Genomic DNA, 19216 nt, shown 5'->3' on the forward strand with positions numbered 1-19216 from the left:
AATCGATATTCGAATGCTAACAATATTTTTAGAATTTCTCTCTGTTTTAGCTATTTTCAGAAATACCACATCGAAATCTCAGACGATCTTCGTTTAATTAACTCACATAAAGGAATCCGGCATGCATATCGTCGACATCCAGGCCCATGAAGCGCTCGATAGCCGCGGCAACCCAACAGTTGAAGTCGAAGTCTCCCTATCCGACGGTACCCAAGCGATCGCCCTGGTGCCGTCCGGCGCCTCGACAGGCGCTCGAGAAGCGTGCGAACGGCGTGACGGCGATCCTGGCCGGTTGACCGGACGGGGTGTGCTGGGCGCTGTCCATAGCGTCAACACGGAAGTCCGCGACACGTTGATCGGCATGCATGCGGATCAACAAGCCGCCATTGATCACGCCATGATTGCCCTGGACGGCACGGACAATAAACATCGCCTCGGCGCCAATGCCATTCTGGGCGTATCGCTGGCCGTGGCGCGCGCCGCAGCCGATAGCCTGCGGCGTCCGCTTTGGCATTACCTGGGCGGGTCGCAGGCTTGCGTGTTGCCCGTGCCCATGATCAATGTGATCAACGGCGGCGCCCATGCGGATAATCCGCTGGATTTTCAGGAATTCATGATCTTGCCGGTGGGAGCCGATACCTTCGCCGACGCCATGCGCATGGGCGCGGAGGTCTTTCACGCGCTCAAGGACGGACTGAAACGGGCGGGCCATGCCATCAATGTGGGCGATGAGGGAGGCTTTGCGCCGGATTTGCGTTCGGCCGAGGATGCGTTGGACTTTCTCTTGGCCGCGATCGAACAGGCGGGCCTAAAACCCGTGCAGGATATAGCGCTGGCGCTGGACCCCGCCGCGAGCGAATTGCACAGCACGGCAGGCTATTTTTATGCAGGGCAGAATCGCCATCTGAATTCCGAAGAACAGGTCGAGTATCTCGCCGCCCTCACACGGGCGTACTCGATCGTCTCGATCGAGGACGGAATGGCCGAGAATGATCCGACGGGTTGGCGCCTGCTTACCGAACGACTCGGCGCGGATTGCCAATTGGTCGGTGACGACGTGTTTTGTACGAACCCCGCCCTCTTCCAACAGGGCATTGAGCAAGGCACCGGCAACGCGATCCTAGTGAAGATCAACCAGATTGGCACCTTGACGGAAACGCAGCAAGTGTTGCGCCTGGCGACCCGGCACGGTTATCGCACCGTGATTTCGCATCGCTCGGGCGAAACCGAAGATACCTTCATCGCCGATCTTGCGGTGGCGTGCAATGCGGGACTGATCAAAACGGGTTCGATGTCGCGCTCCGAGCGCACGGCAAAGTACAACCGGCTGCTGAGAATCGAGCGAGAGTTAGGCGCGGCGGCCGTGTATGCCGGGACAGACGCGTTAGCGTCACACTAGGACTTTCCCGTATGTAGGGTGTTCTCGAGTATCGGAGGGCGTTCAGACCCGTAGAATTGCAACCCTTATGGCACCGCAAAGCTTGCTCGCTGTGTTTCTGTGATATGCGGGGCTACTCGCCCTCCTTTACACCAAGAAGGATCTCTCATGAAAAAGACCCTCCCCTTGCTCGCCGGCAGCTTTGTCCTGGCCTTCAGCACGAGCGCCATGGCACAAACCACGTGGGATTTGCCCAGCGCCTATCCCGCCAGCAACTTCCACGTCGAGAACCTGACCACGTTCGCGAAAGACGTCGAGTCGCTGTCGAAGGGCAAACTGAAAATCACACTGCACAACAATGCGTCGCTGTACAAGGCCCCCGAAATCAAGCGCGCCGTACAAGGCAACCAGGCCCAGATCGGCGAAATCCTGCTGACGAACTACGCCAACGAAGATCCGATTTATGCACTGGACGGCCTGCCGTTCCTGGCCACGGGCTACGATGCCGCGTTCAAGCTGTATCAGGCACAAAAACCGTACCTGGAAAAGAAACTGGCCGCACAAGGCATGACCCTGTTGTTTACGGTGGCCTGGCCTCCTCAAGGAATCTACGCCAACAAGGACCTGAAGACCGTCGCGGACCTCAAGGGCCTGAAGTGGCGCGCCTATAGCCCCGTGACGGCCAAGATCGCCGAACTGGCGGGCGCACAACCGGTGACGGTACAAGCGGCCGAACTGTCGCAAGCCATGGCCACCGGCGTGATCGATTCGTACATGTCGTCGGCCTCGACGGGCTATGACACCAAGACCTACGAGTACATCAAAAAATGGTACGACACCGAAGCCTGGTTGCCCAAGAACGCCATCATCGTCAACAAGAAAGCGTTTGACGCGCTAGACCCGGCCGCCCAGGAAGCCCTGAAAAAAGCCGGCGCCGAAGCCGAGAAACGCGGTTGGGCGCTCTCGCAAGAAAAGAGCAAGTGGTATCAGGCCGAGCTGACCAAGAACGGCATGCAAATCATCAAGCCCACGCCCGAGCTGCAATCCGGCATGACCAAGCTGGGCGAAACGATGATCAAGGAATGGGAAGAGCGCGCGGGCGATGACGGTAAAGCCATCCTCGACTCTTACCGCAAGATGTAAGCTCCATGCGCCGTTTTCTTGATACTTTGTACGGCGCGGCCGGCCTGTTGGCCGGCTTGTGCATGATAGGCGTGCTGGTTTCTGTACTGGCCGCCATCATTGCCCGCCAACTGGGATGGAATGTGCCTGGCACGGATGCCTATGCCGGCTATTTCATGGCCGCGGCAGGCTTTCTGGCGTTGGCCAGCACGTTTAAACACGGCGAACACATCCGCGTCACGCTGCTGCTGAACTCACTCGCAAAGCGCAGCAGCCAGCGACTGGATGTTTTCGCGCTGTGCGCCGGCACCTTGCTGGCTGCCGCGTTTGCGTTTTTCAGCATCAAGCTGATGCTCGATTCGCATACGTATAACGATGTCTCGACCGCCAACGACGCGACGCCGCTGTGGATTCCACAGATCAGCATGGCAGTCGGTACGGTGTTATTCCTGGTTTCGCTGGTCGATGAACTGTTCCGTCGTCTGCGCGGCCTGCCCGCCCCCTCCTCACAGCAAACCCATGAATGAAGTTCTCGTTATTACCCTCTTGGTCATCTCGATTTTCACACTGCTGGGCTGCGGTGTCTGGGTAGGTTTGACACTGGCGGGCACCGCATGGATCGGCATGGAAATCTTTTCCAGTCGACCCGCTGGCGACGCAATGGCAGTCACCATCTGGGGGGCTGCCTCGAGCTGGACGCTGACCGCCCTGCCTCTATTCTTGTGGATGGGCGAAATCCTGTTTCGCACGCGCCTATCGGAGGACTTGTTCAAAGGATTGGCACCGTGGTTGAACCGCCTGCCAGGCCGCTTATTGCACACCAATGTGATTGGCTGCGCAATTTTCGCCGCAGTATCTGGCTCGTCAGCCGCGACCTGCGCGACAGTAGGCAAAATGACGATTCCCGAACTGACGAGACGCGGCTATCCAGAAAGCAAGATCTTGGGCACCCTGTCAGGCGCGGGAACGCTCGGGCTCTTGATTCCGCCATCCATCATCATGATCGTATATGGCGTATCGGCGAACGTCTCGATCGCCCGCCTGTTCATCGCGGGCGTCATCCCCGGCATTATGCTGGCGGCGCTGTTCATGGGCTACATCATGTGGTGGGCGTTGCGCAATCCCAAGGAAGTACCGATCGCCGACGAGCATTTAACATTCACACAAAAGCTAAAACAGTCCCGGCATTTGATTCCCGTGCTCATCTTGATCGCCGCGGTACTCGGCTCGATTTACGCCGGCGTTGCAACCGCAACGGAAGCGGCCGCGATCGGCGTAGTCGGCGCACTCGTCCTATCAGGACTGCAAGGCTCGCTGACAAAAAGCAGTTTTTACCAATCGCTGATGGGCGCGACGCGCTTGTACTGCATGATTGCGCTGATTCTGGCGGGTGCACAGTTCTTGACGCTATCAATGGGCTACATCGGTCTGCCCCGCGCACTAGCGGAATGGATCGGCGGCCTCGGGCTGTCTCAGCTCGGCCTGATCATGGCGCTGATGGTGTTCTTCATCGTGCTCGGTGCGTTCCTGGACGGCATTTCGATCGTGGTACTCACCATGGGAGTGTTGTTGCCCACGGTACAGGCAGCAGGCATCGATCTGATCTGGTTCGGTATCTTCGTCGTCTTCGTTGTGGAAATGGCGCAGATAACGCCACCGGTGGGGTTCAACCTGTTCGTGTTATCGGGCATGACCGGCCGCGAGTTGCCGTACATCGCGCGGGTGTCGTTGCCGATGTTCTTTCTGATGATCGTGGCGGTGTTCCTGCTTTATCTTGTGCCAGGGATTGCGACTTGGCTGCCGCAGAATATGCGGTTGTAGGTGGGGGCATTTGCTGTTGCGGGAGGGTGTGTAGTTCTATTGACGCCCGCGTCCGGTGTGTGTAGGCGAGGCTGGCCATATCGCACCGGCTCGGCCCATGATCAGGGGCCGAGGTCCCGCTGCGCGGGACTGCCCGGCGCTCAAATTGGCCAGCCTCGCCTACACACACCGGACGCGGGCTGCATTGAGCCTATCACTACGGGTGCTCCCTAGAGAGCTGGACGTCAGCCTATGGTCGTCGGGGCAATGCACTAATGTGAGTCCCTGCGATGTGCCGGGTAGGCCCCGCCGGGTGGTTAGAGCGGCGGGAAGTCCCGCACAGCGGGACCTCGGCCCCTGGTCATGGGCCGAGCCGTCGCGATCCACCCGGCGGGGCCTACCCGGCACATCGCAGGGACGTCTCAATAGAAAGCGCCCCCCATCAGCAAATACTGCCGGTGTTTACGCCACGGCTTTCAACGGTGCTTCATGCTTCGCACGCTGCAGTCGTGCCGCGGCGTCGCGCAGTGCGGTGCGCAGGCCTTCTTCGATGACGGGATGGTAGAACGGCATGTCGAGCATCTGCGCGACGGTGAGTTCTTGTTGGACGGCCCAGGCGAGTAAGTGGCCGATGTGTTCCGCAGCGGGGCCGACCATTTCGGCGCCGAGGAATCGACCGGTATCGACGGCGGCGTAGACGTGCAGCATGCCTTTGTTTTTAAGCATGACGCGTGAGCGGCCCTGGTCGCCAAAGTCGACTTCGCCGGTGACGTAATTGTTTTTGGGCAGGCGGGTATAGGGCGTACCGACGAGAGCAATCTGCGGGTCGGAGAAAACGACGCCAAGTGGGGCGCGACGCAGACCGGGTTGTACGTTGGGATATTGGGCGGCGTTTTGGCCTGCAATACGCCCTTCGTCAGCGGCTTCATGCAACAGGGGCACATCTGCGTTGGCGTCGCCGGCGATAAAGATCGACGAATTGCCTGCTTGCAGGGTGTTGCGGTCGAACTCGGGGATGCCACGGGCGTCTCGCACGAGGCTGGTATTTTGCAGGTCCAGATGATCGACGTTAGGACGGCGGCCGGTGGCGATGAGAGCGTAGTCGAAGCGCTCGGTGCGCTCCGTGTTGTCGAGGGCGATGTAGCGGATTTCGACTTGATCGCCAACGCGAGTGGTGGAGAGAACGCGAGCGTCGGGATCGAGGTAGAACTCGTCCTGGAAAGTGCGGCGTGCGCGTTGGCGTACGGCGGGATCGCTCAGGCCACCGAGGCTGCCGCTGACACCGAATACGCGGACGTTGACGCCCAGACGTGCGAGGGCCTGGCCGAGTTCGAGGCCGATCACGCCGGGGCCGAATACAGCGACGCTACGCGGCAGGTCGTCCCAGGAAAAGACATCGTCGTTGACGACAAGGCGGTCACCGAGGGCCAGGAATGGCTGCGGGATGGCCGGGCGCGAGCCGGTGGCGATGACGATGCTATGGGCGTGGATTTCGAGCGTGTCATCGACGCGCAAGACCGTGTCGGAGACGAATTTTGCGTAGCCGGGGATCTTGTCTTCGGCGGGGATATTTTCGACGCCTTCGAGTACGAAGCCAACAAAGCGATCACGTTCGCTGCGCACCCGGGCCATGACTTCGCGGCCGTCTACGCGGATGGCGCCGTCGACGTGAACGCCGAAGGGTGCTGTGTGGGCAGCGCTGTGGGCGGCTTCGGCGGCAGCGATCAGCAATTTGGAGGGCATGCATCCTACGCGGGCACATGTCGTACCGTAGGGGCCGCCTTCGATCAACAAGGCGCGTTTGCCGGCGGCGCGTGCCGCACGATAGGCCGCCAGCCCGGCGGTGCCAGCGCCAATGACGGCGATGTCGGTATGTTGAATTTTCATTTTTTCTCCTGCTACGAGACAGGCGCCGCACGCATGACGCAGGCGCGCCGAAAACAAACGCCCGCACAGCCGCCATGATGGGCAGCGCGGGCGTGGTGATACAGACGAATGGTGTCTTGGCCGTCTCGGGATATTTCCCCGAGACTCGCCGGCACGTTAGGCGAAGTGCGCCTTCAGGTCTTCCAGGCCGCCGATCAGTTGGCCGTTGATGAATACCTGGGGAGCGGTGGCTTTGCCAGCGACGGCGCCGATGACACGGCCACGAACTTTGTGTTCCAGGGGGATTTCAACTGCGTCGTAGCCCTTGGCGGTCAGCAGTTCCTTGGCTTCTATGCAGAAGGGGCAACCGGGCTTGGAAAACACCACGACCTGGTCGGGTTTCTTGGCGTCCGGGGCGAAGTAGGCCAGCATGGTGTCGGCGTCGGAGACTTCAAACGGATCGCCGTCTTTTTCCGGCTCGATGAACATCTTTTGAACCACGCCGTCCTTGACGAGCATGGAGTAGCGCCAGCTGCGCTTGCCAAAGCCAAGGTCGCGCTTGTCGACCAGCATGCCCATGCCTTCGGTGAAGTCGCCATTGCCGTCGGGCAGCAAGGTGATGTTGGCGGATTCTTGGTCCTTGGCCCATTCGTTCATGACGAAGGTATCGTTGACCGAGACACAAACGATGCTGTCGACGCCGGCGGCACGGAAGGCGGGAGCCAGTTCGTTATAACGCGGCAGGTGGGTGGACGAGCAGGTGGGCGTGAACGCGCCCGGCAGGGAGAAGACAACAACGGTCTTGTTCTTGAAGATATCATCGGTCGTCACTTGCTTCCATTCATTGCCTTCACGAACGGGAAAAGTGGCGTTAGGAACACGTTGGCCTTCACGATTTTGCAACATTCAATCATCTCCTGATGTAGTGGGTGGTCTCGAGCGACCATGTAAAGATGATAAATATTTACTATTAATAAGTCTAATTTAATTATTTTAATTGATTGATAGTTAAATTCAATCAAATTGAAATTTAGAAAATATAAAAACAATAGCCGAATAACACTCAGCCATTGTTTTGATGAAAAAGTTCACCAGGGACGGATCACTGGGATCTGATCGTATAGATTGGTCATTCGATCAGACCCGCAGGAGGCGGTCAGAGGGATCGGGTAACGTAGATCAGCCGACTTGCGCCTCGTAGCCAGCGTCGGCGATAGCCTGGCGCACGACTTCGAGGTCGGAGGTGCCCTCGACCATCACACGGTGGCCTGGTAGGTCGGTAGTCACGTTGGCGCCCGGCACGGCCTGCTGGATCGCTTTGGTGATCGTGCTTACGCAGTGACCACAAGTCATGTCGGGGACGTTGAATTGGATAGACATAGATGCTCCTGAGTCGTATGGGAAAAGAGATGCTGAGTTCACAGCATATGCGGTCTGTTGCGTCAGCAGTCTTTATAACCTGCTGAATTCACAGAACTTATGACCAGCATAAACCTTCCCATCATGGGAAAGTAAAGCCTACAATTAAGCTTGACCTTCCCATGATGTCAAGGATGAGACTATGGGCTGTGATCGATTTTGTCGGAGTTCGAGATGAGTGTCCCTGCCCTTACCCAAACTGAGTTCGCTATTAGCGGCATGACGTGTGCGTCGTGCGTCAAGCGTGTCGAGAAGGCATTGTCCGCCGTACCTGGCGTGAATGAGGCCAGTGTGAACCTGGCCACGGAGCGGGCGCGGGTGGCGTATGACTTGGGGTCGGCGGACGCACAGGCGTTGGTCGCGGCGGTGGCGCGTGTGGGCTATGAGGCGACGCCGATCACCGTGGATGATGGACATCAGGCGCGGCAGGCGCAGTCGCGTGCGGACGAGGCGCAGGCGCTGCGTCGTTCGTTTACGATCGCCCTCCTCCTGACGTTGCCGGTGTTTGTGCTGGAGATGGGCTCGCACATGATTCCGGCGTTTCATCATTGGATTACTGCCAATCTGGGCACGCAGAACAGTTGGTTACTGCAGTTCGTGTTGACGACGCTGGTACTGGCATGGCCAGGCCGAGTGTTTTTCGTGAAGGGACTGACAGCGTTGTGGCGGCGCGCGCCCGAGATGAATTCGCTGGTGGCCATGGGCGCGGGAACGGCGTGGGCGTACTCGACGGTCGCGACGTTTATGCCGGACTGGTTGCCCGAGAATGCGCGCTATGTGTATTTCGAGGCGGCGGCGGTCATCGTCACGCTGATCTTGTTGGGACGCATGCTGGAGGCCCGCGCCAAGGGACGTACGGGGGCCGCGATCAAACGCCTGATCGGCCTGCAACCGCGCACGGCGCGTGTGCTGCGCCAGGGCCAATTGCAAGACATCGCCATTGAGCAAGTCCAGGCCGGCGATCACGTGGTCGTGCGTCCCGGGGAAAAGATCCCCATTGATGGCGAGATCATTGAGGGCCGGTCGTTTGTGGACGAGTCGATGCTGACCGGCGAGCCCGTCCCCGTGGAAAAAACCGTGGGCATGCAAACCACCGGTGGCACGCTGAATACGTCGGGCAGTTTTACGTCGCGCGTGACGCACACGGGCGCCGACACGATGTTGGCGCGCATTATCAGTATGGTCGAGGCGGCCCAGGGTGCCCGTTTGCCGATACAGGCTCTCGTGGATCAAGTAACGGCGTGGTTTGTACCGGCAGTCATGGCGGCGGCGCTGCTGACTTTTGGGGCGTGGTTGATCTGGGGTAGTGCTCCGGTGTTGCCAATGGCGATTGTTCATGCTGTCGCGGTGTTGATTATTGCGTGCCCTTGCGCGATGGGCCTGGCCACGCCAACGTCGATCATGGTGGGTACTGGCCGCGCGGCGGAACTGGGCGTTCTCTTTCGTCAGGGCGATGCGTTGCAGGGACTGCGTGATGTCGACGTTGTCGCGTTCGACAAGACGGGTACGTTGACGCTGGGCAAACCCGCGCTGACGGATAGCCATGCGGTGGCGCCATTTGAAGAGACGCAGGTTTTGCGCTGGCTGGCCGCCGTACAAACACGTTCAGAACACCCTATCGCGCTAGCGATTGTCGCCGCGGCGAACGAACGCGGCCTGAACATCCCTTCGGCAGAGAATTTCGACGCCATTACGGGCGCGGGCGTGCAAGCCATGGTCGAGGGACACGCGATCCTGGCCGGCAGCGGTCGCCTGATGGCCCAACACGGCGTGGACGTCGCGGCATTGAGTGATCGCGTCACGGCGTGGGGTGAAGCGGGCAAGACACCCGTGTATGTGGCAATAGACGGCAAGGCCGCCGCCATCATGGCGGTGAGCGATCCGATCAAGCCGTCGGCCATCCATGCCATCGAAGCATTGCATCGCCAGGGCATCGAAACCGCGATGATTACCGGCGACAACCCGCACACGGCGCGGGGTGTGGCACGCCAACTCGGGATCGCCGAAGTCCGCGCGGAGGTGCTGCCCGATGGCAAGGTGGCGGCGATCCATGACTTGCGCAAAGGGGGACGCCGGCTGGCGTTTGTGGGCGATGGCATTAACGATGCGCCCGCCCTCGCCGCGGCGGACGTCGGGATTGCGATTGGGACGGGCACGGACGTGGCGATCGAAGCCGCCTCAGTCGTTCTCATGGCGGACGATCTGCATGCCGTGGCCGACGCGATGGCACTCAGCCGCGCGACGTTGACCAATATTCGCCAGAACCTGTTTTGGGCTTTCGCTTATAACGTCGCGCTGATTCCGCTGGCGGCCGGGGCGCTATATCCCGCATTCGGGATTTCGCTGTCGCCCATTTTTGCAGCAGCCGCGATGGCCATGTCGAGCGTGTTTGTGTTGGGCAATGCGCTACGCTTGCGGCGTTTTCATCCGACCCCGCGCTTGGCCAATGCCTAGGAGATTTTCATCATGAATATTGGAGAAGCCGCCCGCGCGACGGGCATCTCGGCCAAGATGATTCGCTATTACGAAAGTATTGGCTTGATCGATTCGGCCACGCGCACCGAGGCGGGTTACCGCGTCTATGGCGACAAGGAATTGCACACGCTGCGCTTTGTCCGCCGGGCACGTGATCTGGGGTTTTCGGTCGAGAAAATGCATGAGTTGCTGGCTCTCTGGCGCGACCGTGATCGCGCCAGCGCCGACGTCAAACGCATCGCGCTCAGCCACGTCGAGGGGTTGGAACGCAAGGCGGCAGAGCTACAACAAATGGCGGATACGCTGCGGCATCTGGCGCAGCATTGCAAAGGGAATAACCGGCCCGATTGCCCGATTATTCAGGAGTTAGAGGGAGACGCGGTTCGGCAATAGGGATGAGAAACAGTGGCGGAAGTAAATCGCGGCGGGCCATGGTTCGTAGAGTCGTACGCGGATGCAGCGCTACTATAACGCCGCACTCGTCGATCGACTCAGGTGTCCAGGCCGCCCATCAGGACGTACTTCACTTCTACGTATTCCTCGATTCCGTAATAGCTGCCCTCGCGCCCATAGCCGGATTGTTTAACACCGCCGAATGGCACCGAGGCCGTGCCCACCGAACCGGCGTTCAGGATCACCATGCCTGCCTGGATATCGCGCGAGAGACGAAACGCCCGCCCGACATCTCGCGTATAAGCATAAGCCACCAACCCGTACTCGGTGTTGTTTGCTCTCTCCACTACCTCCGCCTCGTCACGGAAGCGGTAGATGGGAAAGACAGGCCCGAAGATTTCGGTCTTGGCGATCGCCATATCGTCGTTGAGTTCACTCAGGACGGTGGGCTCATAAAATAGCCCGCCCAGGGCGTGCGGTTTGCCTCCCAACAGCACCGACGCGCCCTGCCGTTTGGTGTCATCAACCAGCTGCACCACCTTGTCAAAGCCGGTCTGGTTAATGAGCGGGCCCACGACGAACGCCTGTTGCATTCCGTGATCCACGCGGACTTGAGCAACCTTTTCAACCACGGCGGCAACAAAGCGGTCGTATATGCCCTCTTGCACATAGATGCGGTTAGGCGAAATACACACTTGCCCGGAATTTCGCAACTTGGCGGCCAGCAGGCCTGCCACGGCCTGGTCCAAATCCGCATCATCGCAGACGATGAATGGCGCGTTGCCACCCAGCTCAAGCGTCATTTTCTTGAGCGCCCGGCCGCTGGCAGCGGCCAGCAACTTGCCCACCGCGGTCGACCCCGTGAAAGAGATCTTACGGATGCGGTCGTCTTGGGTGAACAGCGTTCCGATAGCCTGCGGATTGCCTGTCACCATCTCGAAAACCCCTTCAGGAATGCCCGCTTTGCGTGCGTATTCCAACAGCTTGTATGCCGTCAGCGGTGTTTCTTCAGACGGCTTGATCACCATCGTGCAACCCGCCGCCAACGCGGTTGCCACTTTGCGCGTGATCATCATGAAAGGAAAATTCCAGGGCGTGATGGCCGCGGTCGGACCGGCGGGCTCTTTCGTGACCAGAATGGCGGCGTTGCCCGCGTGCGACGGAATGGTGTCGCCATACACGCGTTTGGCTTCCTCGGCGTACCACTCGATGAAACCAAGCCCGTAGTCAATTTCGCCCAGCGCTTCGGCAAGGCACTTGCCGTTTTCGCTGACCATGATCTCAGCGAAGATTTGCTTGTCGGCTTTTACGAGATCGAACCAGCGGCGCAGTATGTCGCCGCGTTCCTTCGCCAGTTTGCGCGACCAAGCGGGAAAGGCGCTGCACGTCCTGTCTATCGCTGTCTTTACCTGAGCGGCGTCCATTTCGGGGGCTTGCCCGACGACGGATCCGTCGGCAGGATTAATGACGTTGATCATGATGAGGGTGACTCCTGTGGATTTTCATACTTGGGCCATCAGAAATGAGGCTGGGCCCGGTCATTGAATAATAGATATAATGTGACCGACGTATCCATGGCTACTAGCCTCATATTCTTGCCTGATCCTATGACCTGCCATAATCTGACGTGACACGAGTAAGCTGTCAGACGTTTCACACAAAGGATGTCGTCTTGGATGCCACTGACAATGATGCGGCGCGCAGCACGCGTGCGCTGAAAGGGCGAATGGTGCCAATCCTGGAACGCCTGGCGCCTTGCGAGGGATACAACCTGACTGCCCTACCCGACGTCAGGTTCTTGCGCTCGAACCGCCCGTTGTCCGCCGTCCCGGTGCTGTACGATCCCGGCATCGTGTTCGTTTGCCAGGGCAGAAAGCGCGGGTTTTTTGGTGACCAGCTTTACGTTTACGACGACCAGCACTATCTGGCGGTCTCCGTTCCTGTACCGTTCACCATGGAGACAGACGCCAGCGCCGACGAGCCACTGCTGGCGATCTATATGCACCTGGACTTCAAGCTGGCCGCGGATTTGATGTTGCAGATCGACCAGCATGGCGGGATGGAACCCGCCCAACCACGCGGCCTGATGTCCACGCCGATGGACGACCGGTTATGCGAATCTCTGGTTCGTTTTCTGGAGGCCATGAGCGACCCTCTCGAGGCCCAAGTACTCGGGCCGGCACTGGTTCGGGAAATCTATTTCCATGTGCTCACCGGAGAACAGGGCGCATCGATGCGGGCGGCGCTGGCCATGCACGGACAGTTTGGCAAAATTGCTCGTGCGCTTCGTCGCATTCATGCATCATTCAATGCCGATTTCAGTGTCGAGCAGTTGGCGCGGGAAGCCGGAATGAGCGTGCCCACATTCCATACGCACTTCAAGTCGGTCACGAAGGCATCCCCCGTGCAGTACGTGAAATCGATACGCCTGCACCAGGCACGCTTGCATATGGTGCGCAACGGCGTGACAGCCGCGGCGGCCAGTGCCGAAGTGGGCTATGACAGCCCGTCGCAATTCAGCCGGGAATTCAAGCGCCTCTTCGGACGCAGTCCGGTTGAAGAAGTGAGGCGGATGAAGGCGGAGTTCGCCGTGCCGCCCGCGCATGCAGCTTCTATTTATGTGTCTTCACACTGAGAACGTTGCAGGTGTGGCGCTGACAGATTAACTCCCGCGCCGCCAGTCTAACGCCCGCCTCGACCTTAAGCGCCGCATTCTCCTGTTTGCGATAACCATTAGCCGTTAGGTCGTCTCTGACGCGCTAGCCGCAGCCGCTGCCTGTTTAGCGCGCAACGCCGCCGCGGCCTCCTCGGCGGCCAGCGCTTTCGCCAGACGTGTTTGTTCTTGCGCCGCCAGCACTTGCTCGGCTGGCAGCGACTCAAACACCGCGATCGACTCCACATGCCCGGTGTGCGGGAACATATTGATGACGCCCGCGCTCTTGAGTACGTAACCGCCTTCCTGAGCCAGAATAGAAGCGTCGCGCGCCAACGTCGCGGGATTACAGGATACGTAGACGATGCGTTGCGGACGTTCCTCGGGCGTTAAGAGCGATAGTGCCTGGGACACGGCCTGCGCGCCCTCGCGAGGCGGATCGATCAACATGCGATCAAAGTATCCCAGGCCCCGCAACCACTGGACGTCGACCTCGAACAAGTTCAACGTCGCAAAGCTTGTGCGATCGGCCAGGCCGTGGCGCTCGGCGGCCTCGAGGGCGCGATCGGTCAGGGCCTTGCTGCCCTCCACGCCGACGGCCTCGCGGCCCTTGGTGGCCAGTGGCAGGGTGAAGTTGCCCAGTCCACAGAACAGGTCCGCGACACGATCGGTCGGCTGCACGTCCAGCAGCATCAATGCGCGCGACACCATGGCGCGATTGATGTCGTGGTTGACTTGGGTAAAGTCAGTGGGCCGATAAGGCATGCGCAGACCAAATTCGGGCAAGGTGTAGGCCAGCGCATCGGCATGCTCGGGCTCGAGCGTGTGGACGGTCTCGGGGCCCTTGGATTGCAACCACCATTGCACATCGTGTTTAGCGGCGAATTGCCGCAGGATCGCAATATCGCCGTCCGTCAAAGGCTCCATATGGCGCAGCACCAGCGCCGTCACGCCCTCGCCCAGCGCGACTTCGATTTGCGGCAAGCGCGTGGGCTGGGACATGGCGCCGATCATCTCGCGCAGGGGCAGCAACAAATCGCTGACATGACGGGGCAAGACATGGCACTCACGCATGTCGGCGACGTAACTGCTTTTGCGTTCGTGAAAGCCGACGAGGACCCCGCCCTTTTTGGGGACAACGCGCACTGACAGGCGCGCGCGGAATCGATAGCCCCAGGTGGGGCCATGCAGCGGGGGCAACACGCGTTGCGGCCGCTGCTTGCCCACATGCCATAGCGTGTCTTCCAATGAACGCTGTTTGATCGCGACCTGCGCGCTGGGCTCCAGGTGCTGCATGGCACAGCCGCCGCAGACGCCAAAATGCGGGCAGCGCGGCGTCACGCGCAGGGGCGACGGGTGCAAGATTTCTTCGACGCGAGCGATTTCATACGACGGTTTACGGCGCACAGTGTGCGCGGTCACGCGCTCGGCGGGCAATGCGCCCTCGACAAAGACGACTTTGCCGTCGCGGCGGGCGATTCCCCGGGCCTCTAGGTCCAGGGACTCGATATTCAGTACTTCGGCCATTTTTTAGCAATCCAGGCTGATACGGGCAACCGGGCATTGTAAAAGAGGAATGCAAAGCACGCCTGCCGTGCAGCCTCAGAATGCCCGCGCGACCGAGAAAACAGCCCCGAGGCGGCCGGACGGATGGCCATTTTTGGTGGGTAGCCAGTTGTCTTTCGAGGCCCCGACAGCCGCTATACCCAATACCCAGCCGCTCAGGTCCTTGGTCACGCCCAGTTTGTAATCCACGTAATGACCAATGTCATCGCCGTCCATGTCTACCTGCTTCTTGAGTTTTTGGTAACCCACGTGCGCCACCAGGCCCCAGCCGTCGCCCAGGTCAAAATTCGCGGTGCCGTCCAGGTACCAAGTACCTTTGCTGTCTGGCGTACTAAAGAAATCGCTGGGGGTATACGAATACTTCAGTGAATAACTGTCATAGCTCAGGCCAACGTAAAGGTCGGTATTGTTGTAGTTGCCGTCTTTGGGCGAATCCGAACCGGGATAGTAGTAATACAAGGCACCGACATCCAGGCCAAACCCACCGCCGATATCCCCTTTCCAACCACCGTAAAAGTCCATTTCCAGATTGCCTTCCGGAAAGACGAAGTCCGAAACATTCGAATTCCAGTTACCTAGATAAAAGCCGGACGTATGCGACAAGTCAAAGCCTACCTGGATGGCGGGCCGGAAGTTGGTTTGGGAGTACCCACGAAACCGGTAATCGCTGACGATGGCGGCATTGCCGCTCAGCGAGAACCCGGCCCCCAACTCCGTCGGTTCAGCCTGTGCAGTCGTGGTAAGAGCGGTAGACAACACGAGAGGCAAAGCAAGCAGCGTGCGTTTCATGATGAAAATCCTGTGCGGGAAAGGAACGATTAGGAGGACTGCCGGTGTGTCGAGCCGGGTCATTTCAAAAAGATGACAGCAGCGCACTTCTCATCAAGCACTTTTCGTGCCAAGATTTCCGAGGTGATGCCCAGCCGTTGATGTGCCCCGGTAGGGGCGGGATTCTGCACCGTTGATGTGCAGCCAATACGGACGTCGGCACACATTCGATGCAATGTCGGTTCAGGATGGCGCCAACTTGGGGCGCAATACCGTGCACCCGGATACACCTAAGCGTGCGTCACGCTCATCACGACTTTTTTTTACCGTTCGCTGGACAGAAATCGTAGTCCGACCCCGGGCTCCGTGATGATGTACCGTGGCGCAGCGGCGTCGTCGTCGAGTTTGCGTCTGAGCTTACCCACCAGGATGCGCAAGTAATGCGCGTCCTCCTCGTGGGTCGGTCCCCACATTTCTCGCAGGAGCTGCGTCTGTGTGATGAGGCGGCCGGGTTGCGTGACCAGCAACGACAACAGCGAAAACTCCTTGCGGGTGAGTTGCACCGGCGCGCCTTTCAGATGCACCGCTCGCTTTGCGAGGTCTATTCTGAGGACACCGTCATCGTAGATCGGCGTGGCTTCGCCGCTAAAACCCGCAGTACGAAGAATGACGCGGATGCGGGCCATCAGCTCTTCAATACCGAAAGGCTTCGTCACATAGTCGTTTGCCCCACAATCCAGTAGCGCGACCTTTTGCCGCTCGTCCGATCGGACGGTCAGCACAATGACCGGGACGCGGGACCATTGCCGCAATTCCTTCAGTACGTCCTGCCCATCTCGGTCGGGCAGACCCAGGTCCAGAATCACAAGATCGGCGCCCTGACTGGCCAGAATGGAGAGCCCCTGCTCTCCGTTTTCGGCCAAAAAGGTTCTATAACCTTGCGATCGCACGCTGATGTCGATGAATTTTCGGATCTGCGGCTCGTCATCAATGATGAGCACGCGCGCCGCTGGCGTTGTCACCGATGAGTCGTTCACGGGATGCATTTCAAGTGCTCTTCAATGTGGGCTGTTCTGCCAAAGGGAGAGTAAGGCGAATGGTGGTACCCCGGCCCATTGGCCCCGGCAAGGCATCGACTTTTCCCATGTGCGCACCGACGATGCCTTGTACGATGGTCAATCCCAAGCCGGTTCCATGCCGCCCACGGTCGCCACGTTCGACACTGTAGAACATGTCGAATATCCTGCGTCGCTCGTCTTCAGGAATACCCGGACCGTTGTCGGAGACATCGATTTGAAGCTGCCCCTCGCCGTTACGCCGGACAGCCACCCGAATGGCTTCGCCTTCGGGTGAGAACTTGACTGCGTTCTCCATGACATTGAAAAGCGCCTGCTCAATGAGAGCGGGATGCGCGTGTACCAGAGGAAAGTCTGGCGCAATGTCGACGTCGACCTTGGCATGTGATACGTAACGTTGCAGACGACGAGAGGCGGCCCCGATCAGTTCGTCGACGCCGATCCAGTCGCGTGTCAAGGTCAATCCTTGCTGGCCCAGGCGTGTCATGTCCAACAGATTCTGGATGTAGCGATCCAGTCGTTCACCCTCGAGACTGATGGTTTCCAACAGGCTTTGTCGATCTTCCTGGCTCATGTCCTTGCCATAGCTAGCCAGACTATCTGCCGCACCGATCATTGATGACAATGGGGAGCGCAGATCATGTGAGACCGAGGATAGCAGAGCTGAACGCAGACGCTCGGTCTCGCCGGTCACCCGCGCCACCTCGAGGTCGGAGACCAAACGCGTGCGCAGGGCGGCCTGTCCGATGTCCTCGACCATGCTTTCAGCCAAACGTCGCTGCTCAAAGGTCAGGCGTGTCATCGCCGACGGAAACCTCAAGGCCACGACACCGAATGAGTCCTGGCCCGAGAGCACAGGTAGAAACCACCAGGCCGACTGCGTGAGGGTGTCGGTATAGCGACCGCTGGGCTGGCCATGCCGTTGTGTCCAGTCGATCGCGGCCTTGTCCTTCTCACTGATGTTCCGCTCGCAAGCCTGCGGGCCGGATTCGCCGTTGATGCGTATCCACGCCTCTGCTTGCAACGTCGCTTGCAGGACAGCGGCCCCTGCCCCGATGACCTGCCCAAGATCGGCAGCCGTGGACAACTGCCTGCCCAGGTTCTGCATGGCCGTCGCGTGAGTGTTGGCCGCGCGCAGGGCCACCACCTGCATGCGTAGTCGAGACGCGAGCCGGCCCGCGATGAGGGCTGCCGCGAGGAACAAGAGAACCGTCGCCACACCGCGCTGCGCACCGATGAACAGCGTAAAAAAAGGTTCGATGAAAAAAAAGTCATACGCCAGGAAACAGAGCACCGCCGTCGCAAACGCCGTGATCATTCGAGTGCGGGAGGCAACCAACAGAACCGCGACCAAGAACACCATGGACAGGTCTTCCAGGTCAAGGAAGCGTTTGCCCAGCGCCGCGGCACCAATGGCTCCCGCCGTCGCGAGAAGCACTAGAGCAGGCTCTCGGCGCGCCAGGCGTTCACGGTTGAAATCAGGCAAATGCCATGACCGCTGCTTGATCTGAGGCGTGCTGACGATCGTCAGCTCGTAGCGCGCGCCACGTTGTAGCAGTTGCTGCGTGAGCGTGCGATTGAAAATGCGTGCGATCGGCCGCTCCCGAGTGCGGCCGATCACGATGGAGCGGGCTCCCCGTGCCGCCGCCGCGTCCAGCAGTGCCTGCGCAATGTCCGTGCCGTGCAGGATCTCGGTAGCCCCTCCTAAGCTGCGAGCCAGTGCGAACGCCTTATCCAACTCCATCTGGCGCGCCTGCGCGGCGCGTTTGGCCGTATTCCGACGGCTGGAAATCTGATCGAGGTCGCTGGGTTGTGTGGCTGCCACGGACTTGCCTGTCTCGACGTTGACCACCGACCACGGTGCGCCCCGCCGTTCCGCGATCCGCCAGCCGGCGCGTACCAGATATTCGGATTGGCCTCGACCGTCGATAGCCACCAGCACGTGACGCTGAATGGCAATGTCATCTAGCCCTCGGGCTGTGCGGGCTTCCCTCAGATCCAAATCAACGTGATCGGCCACGGTCTGCATAGCCAACTCTCGTAATGCAGTCAGATTGGACGGTGAAAAGAAGGACCGCAGTGCCTGATTGGCCTGCTCCGGCATATAGACTTTCCCCTGATTGAGGCGCTCAATCAGCTCACGCGGGGGCAGGTCCACCAACCGAATGTCGCGTAACCGCTCGAATACGGCGTCCGGCACGGTCTCGCTGACGCGGATGCCGGTGATCTGGTGCACCACATCGTTCAGACTCTCCAGATGCTGGACATTAACGGTGGTGTACACATCGATGCCGGCGTCGAGTAGTTCATCGACATCCTGCCATCGCCGCTCATGGCGACTGCCCGGCGCATTACGATGCGCCAACTCGTCCACCAGCGCCACGGCGGGCCTGCGGGCCAGCAGCGCGTCGAGGTCCATTTCGTCGAGAGGCCGGCCTTGATACTCGATCTGCCTTCTTGAAATCGAAGGCAAACCGTCGATCAATGCCTGGGTTTCACTGCGCCCATGCGTTTCGACGATCCCGATGACGACGTCCATGCCTTGGCGTTGCAATTCGCGCGCACGGGTCAACATGGCGTAGGTCTTCCCGACCCCGGGCGAAGCGCCGAGAAACACGGTAAGCCTGCCCGCCGCCTGTCGGCGCAACTCGCCGATCAAGGCATCCGCCTGTTCTGTACGTTCAGATCCCATCGCCTCTC

15 protein-coding genes are annotated in these 19216 nt (G+C 59.6%); 7 read left to right on the forward strand and 8 right to left on the reverse strand.

Translation table 11 applies throughout. The features are described from left to right. Window positions 1–121 precede the first annotated feature (121 nt). The 4 genes from eno to ACYVDM_RS14510 all read left to right on the forward strand — a co-directional run bounded on the left by eno (window position 122) and on the right by ACYVDM_RS14510 (window position 4321). Complete coding sequence (gene eno / locus ACYVDM_RS14495) at window positions 122–1399, forward strand: phosphopyruvate hydratase (protein ID WP_415792752.1); 1278 nt, start codon at window positions 122–124, stop codon at window positions 1397–1399. A gap of 147 nt (window positions 1400–1546) precedes the next feature. Beyond that, window positions 1547–2521: a TRAP transporter substrate-binding protein gene (locus tag ACYVDM_RS14500; protein WP_415792751.1), complete on the forward strand. Its 975-nt coding sequence runs from the start codon at window positions 1547–1549 to the stop codon at window positions 2519–2521. 5 nt (window positions 2522–2526) lie between these two features. After that, complete coding sequence (locus tag ACYVDM_RS14505; RefSeq protein WP_415792750.1) at window positions 2527–3027, forward strand: TRAP transporter small permease; 501 nt, start codon at window positions 2527–2529, stop codon at window positions 3025–3027. After that, window positions 3020–4321, forward strand: coding sequence for a TRAP transporter large permease (locus ACYVDM_RS14510; protein WP_415792749.1), 1302 nt, complete (start codon window positions 3020–3022; stop codon window positions 4319–4321). The genes ACYVDM_RS14505 and ACYVDM_RS14510 overlap by 8 nt, the downstream gene beginning before the upstream one ends. A 441-nt stretch (window positions 4322–4762) precedes the next feature. Here the strand turns inward: ACYVDM_RS14510 and ACYVDM_RS14515 are convergent, their stop codons facing one another. The 3 genes from ACYVDM_RS14515 to ACYVDM_RS14525 form a co-directional block, all read right to left on the reverse strand. Continuing rightward, window positions 4763–6187 carry a dihydrolipoyl dehydrogenase gene (locus tag ACYVDM_RS14515; RefSeq protein WP_415792856.1) on the reverse strand — a complete coding sequence of 475 codons (1425 nt, stop codon included), beginning with the start codon at window positions 6185–6187 and terminating at the stop codon, window positions 4763–4765. Between the two features lie 156 nt (window positions 6188–6343). After that, window positions 6344–7072: a glutathione peroxidase gene (locus ACYVDM_RS14520; RefSeq protein ID WP_415792857.1), complete on the reverse strand. Its 729-nt coding sequence runs from the start codon at window positions 7070–7072 to the stop codon at window positions 6344–6346. Window positions 7073–7345: 273 nt separating this feature from the next. Then, window positions 7346–7546, reverse strand: coding sequence for a heavy-metal-associated domain-containing protein (locus tag ACYVDM_RS14525; RefSeq protein ID WP_415792858.1), 201 nt, complete (start codon window positions 7544–7546; stop codon window positions 7346–7348). Window positions 7547–7759: 213 nt separating this feature from the next. Here ACYVDM_RS14525 and ACYVDM_RS14530 point away from each other — a divergent pair, with 213 nt between their 5' ends. Both ACYVDM_RS14530 and cueR read left to right on the forward strand, forming a co-directional pair. Then, a complete protein-coding gene (locus ACYVDM_RS14530) occupies window positions 7760–10039 on the forward strand; it encodes a heavy metal translocating P-type ATPase (RefSeq protein WP_415792859.1) in 2280 nt (759 codons plus the stop codon). A gap of 12 nt (window positions 10040–10051) precedes the next feature. Continuing rightward, window positions 10052–10453 (forward strand): Cu(I)-responsive transcriptional regulator, encoded by a 402-nt coding sequence (gene cueR / locus ACYVDM_RS14535; protein WP_415792860.1) that lies wholly within the window; start codon window positions 10052–10054, stop codon window positions 10451–10453. A 98-nt stretch (window positions 10454–10551) separates the two neighbouring features. Here cueR and ACYVDM_RS14540 read toward each other — a convergent pair whose 3' ends face one another. Then, the gene (locus tag ACYVDM_RS14540; protein ID WP_415792861.1) at window positions 10552–11931 is read right to left on the reverse strand and encodes an NAD-dependent succinate-semialdehyde dehydrogenase; all 1380 of its coding nucleotides are present in this window, start codon (window positions 11929–11931) and stop codon (window positions 10552–10554) included. A gap of 248 nt (window positions 11932–12179) precedes the next feature. Here ACYVDM_RS14540 and ACYVDM_RS14545 point away from each other — a divergent pair, with 248 nt between their 5' ends. Continuing rightward, window positions 12180–13088 carry an AraC family transcriptional regulator gene (locus ACYVDM_RS14545; RefSeq protein ID WP_415792982.1) on the forward strand — a complete coding sequence of 303 codons (909 nt, stop codon included), beginning with the start codon at window positions 12180–12182 and terminating at the stop codon, window positions 13086–13088. Window positions 13089–13193: 105 nt separating this feature from the next. Here ACYVDM_RS14545 and rlmD read toward each other — a convergent pair whose 3' ends face one another. The 4 genes from rlmD to ACYVDM_RS14565 form a co-directional block, all read right to left on the reverse strand. Beyond that, window positions 13194–14633, reverse strand: coding sequence for a 23S rRNA (uracil(1939)-C(5))-methyltransferase RlmD (gene rlmD / locus ACYVDM_RS14550; protein ID WP_415792862.1), 1440 nt, complete (start codon window positions 14631–14633; stop codon window positions 13194–13196). A gap of 75 nt (window positions 14634–14708) precedes the next feature. Further along, window positions 14709–15461 carry a TorF family putative porin gene (locus ACYVDM_RS14555; protein ID WP_415792863.1) on the reverse strand — a complete coding sequence of 251 codons (753 nt, stop codon included), beginning with the start codon at window positions 15459–15461 and terminating at the stop codon, window positions 14709–14711. Window positions 15462–15763: 302 nt separating this feature from the next. Beyond that, window positions 15764–16486: a response regulator gene (locus tag ACYVDM_RS14560; protein ID WP_415792864.1), complete on the reverse strand. Its 723-nt coding sequence runs from the start codon at window positions 16484–16486 to the stop codon at window positions 15764–15766. Window position 16487: 1 nt separating this feature from the next. After that, complete coding sequence (locus ACYVDM_RS14565; RefSeq protein ID WP_415792865.1) at window positions 16488–19208, reverse strand: ATP-binding protein; 2721 nt, start codon at window positions 19206–19208, stop codon at window positions 16488–16490. Window positions 19209–19216: the final 8 nt, after the last annotated feature.

The organism is Bordetella tumulicola (assembly GCF_054779135.1).

What these genes read in the sequence shown, in the direction of transcription:
- ACYVDM_RS14520 (WP_415792857.1), bottom strand. Translation starts at nt 7,072, where the DNA reads ATGTTGCAAAATCGTGAAGGCCAACGTGTTCCTAACGCCACTTTTCCC.
- ACYVDM_RS14540 (WP_415792861.1), bottom strand. Translation starts at nt 11,931, where the DNA reads ATGATCAACGTCATTAATCCTGCCGACGGATCCGTCGTCGGGCAAGCC.
- rlmD (WP_415792862.1), bottom strand. Translation starts at nt 14,633, where the DNA reads ATGGCCGAAGTACTGAATATCGAGTCCCTGGACCTAGAGGCCCGGGGA.
- ACYVDM_RS14500 (WP_415792751.1), top strand. Translation starts at nt 1,547, where the DNA reads ATGAAAAAGACCCTCCCCTTGCTCGCCGGCAGCTTTGTCCTGGCCTTC.
- ACYVDM_RS14555 (WP_415792863.1), bottom strand. Translation starts at nt 15,461, where the DNA reads ATGAAACGCACGCTGCTTGCTTTGCCTCTCGTGTTGTCTACCGCTCTT.
- ACYVDM_RS14530 (WP_415792859.1), top strand. Translation starts at nt 7,760, where the DNA reads ATGAGTGTCCCTGCCCTTACCCAAACTGAGTTCGCTATTAGCGGCATG.
- ACYVDM_RS14565 (WP_415792865.1), bottom strand. Translation starts at nt 19,208, where the DNA reads ATGGGATCTGAACGTACAGAACAGGCGGATGCCTTGATCGGCGAGTTG.
- ACYVDM_RS14560 (WP_415792864.1), bottom strand. Translation starts at nt 16,486, where the DNA reads ATGCATCCCGTGAACGACTCATCGGTGACAACGCCAGCGGCGCGCGTG.
- ACYVDM_RS14505 (WP_415792750.1), top strand. Translation starts at nt 2,527, where the DNA reads ATGCGCCGTTTTCTTGATACTTTGTACGGCGCGGCCGGCCTGTTGGCC.
- ACYVDM_RS14515 (WP_415792856.1), bottom strand. Translation starts at nt 6,187, where the DNA reads ATGAAAATTCAACATACCGACATCGCCGTCATTGGCGCTGGCACCGCC.
- ACYVDM_RS14545 (WP_415792982.1), top strand. Translation starts at nt 12,180, where the DNA reads ATGGTGCCAATCCTGGAACGCCTGGCGCCTTGCGAGGGATACAACCTG.
- cueR (WP_415792860.1), top strand. Translation starts at nt 10,052, where the DNA reads ATGAATATTGGAGAAGCCGCCCGCGCGACGGGCATCTCGGCCAAGATG.
- ACYVDM_RS14525 (WP_415792858.1), bottom strand. Translation starts at nt 7,546, where the DNA reads ATGTCTATCCAATTCAACGTCCCCGACATGACTTGTGGTCACTGCGTA.
- ACYVDM_RS14510 (WP_415792749.1), top strand. Translation starts at nt 3,020, where the DNA reads ATGAATGAAGTTCTCGTTATTACCCTCTTGGTCATCTCGATTTTCACA.
- eno (WP_415792752.1), top strand. Translation starts at nt 122, where the DNA reads ATGCATATCGTCGACATCCAGGCCCATGAAGCGCTCGATAGCCGCGGC.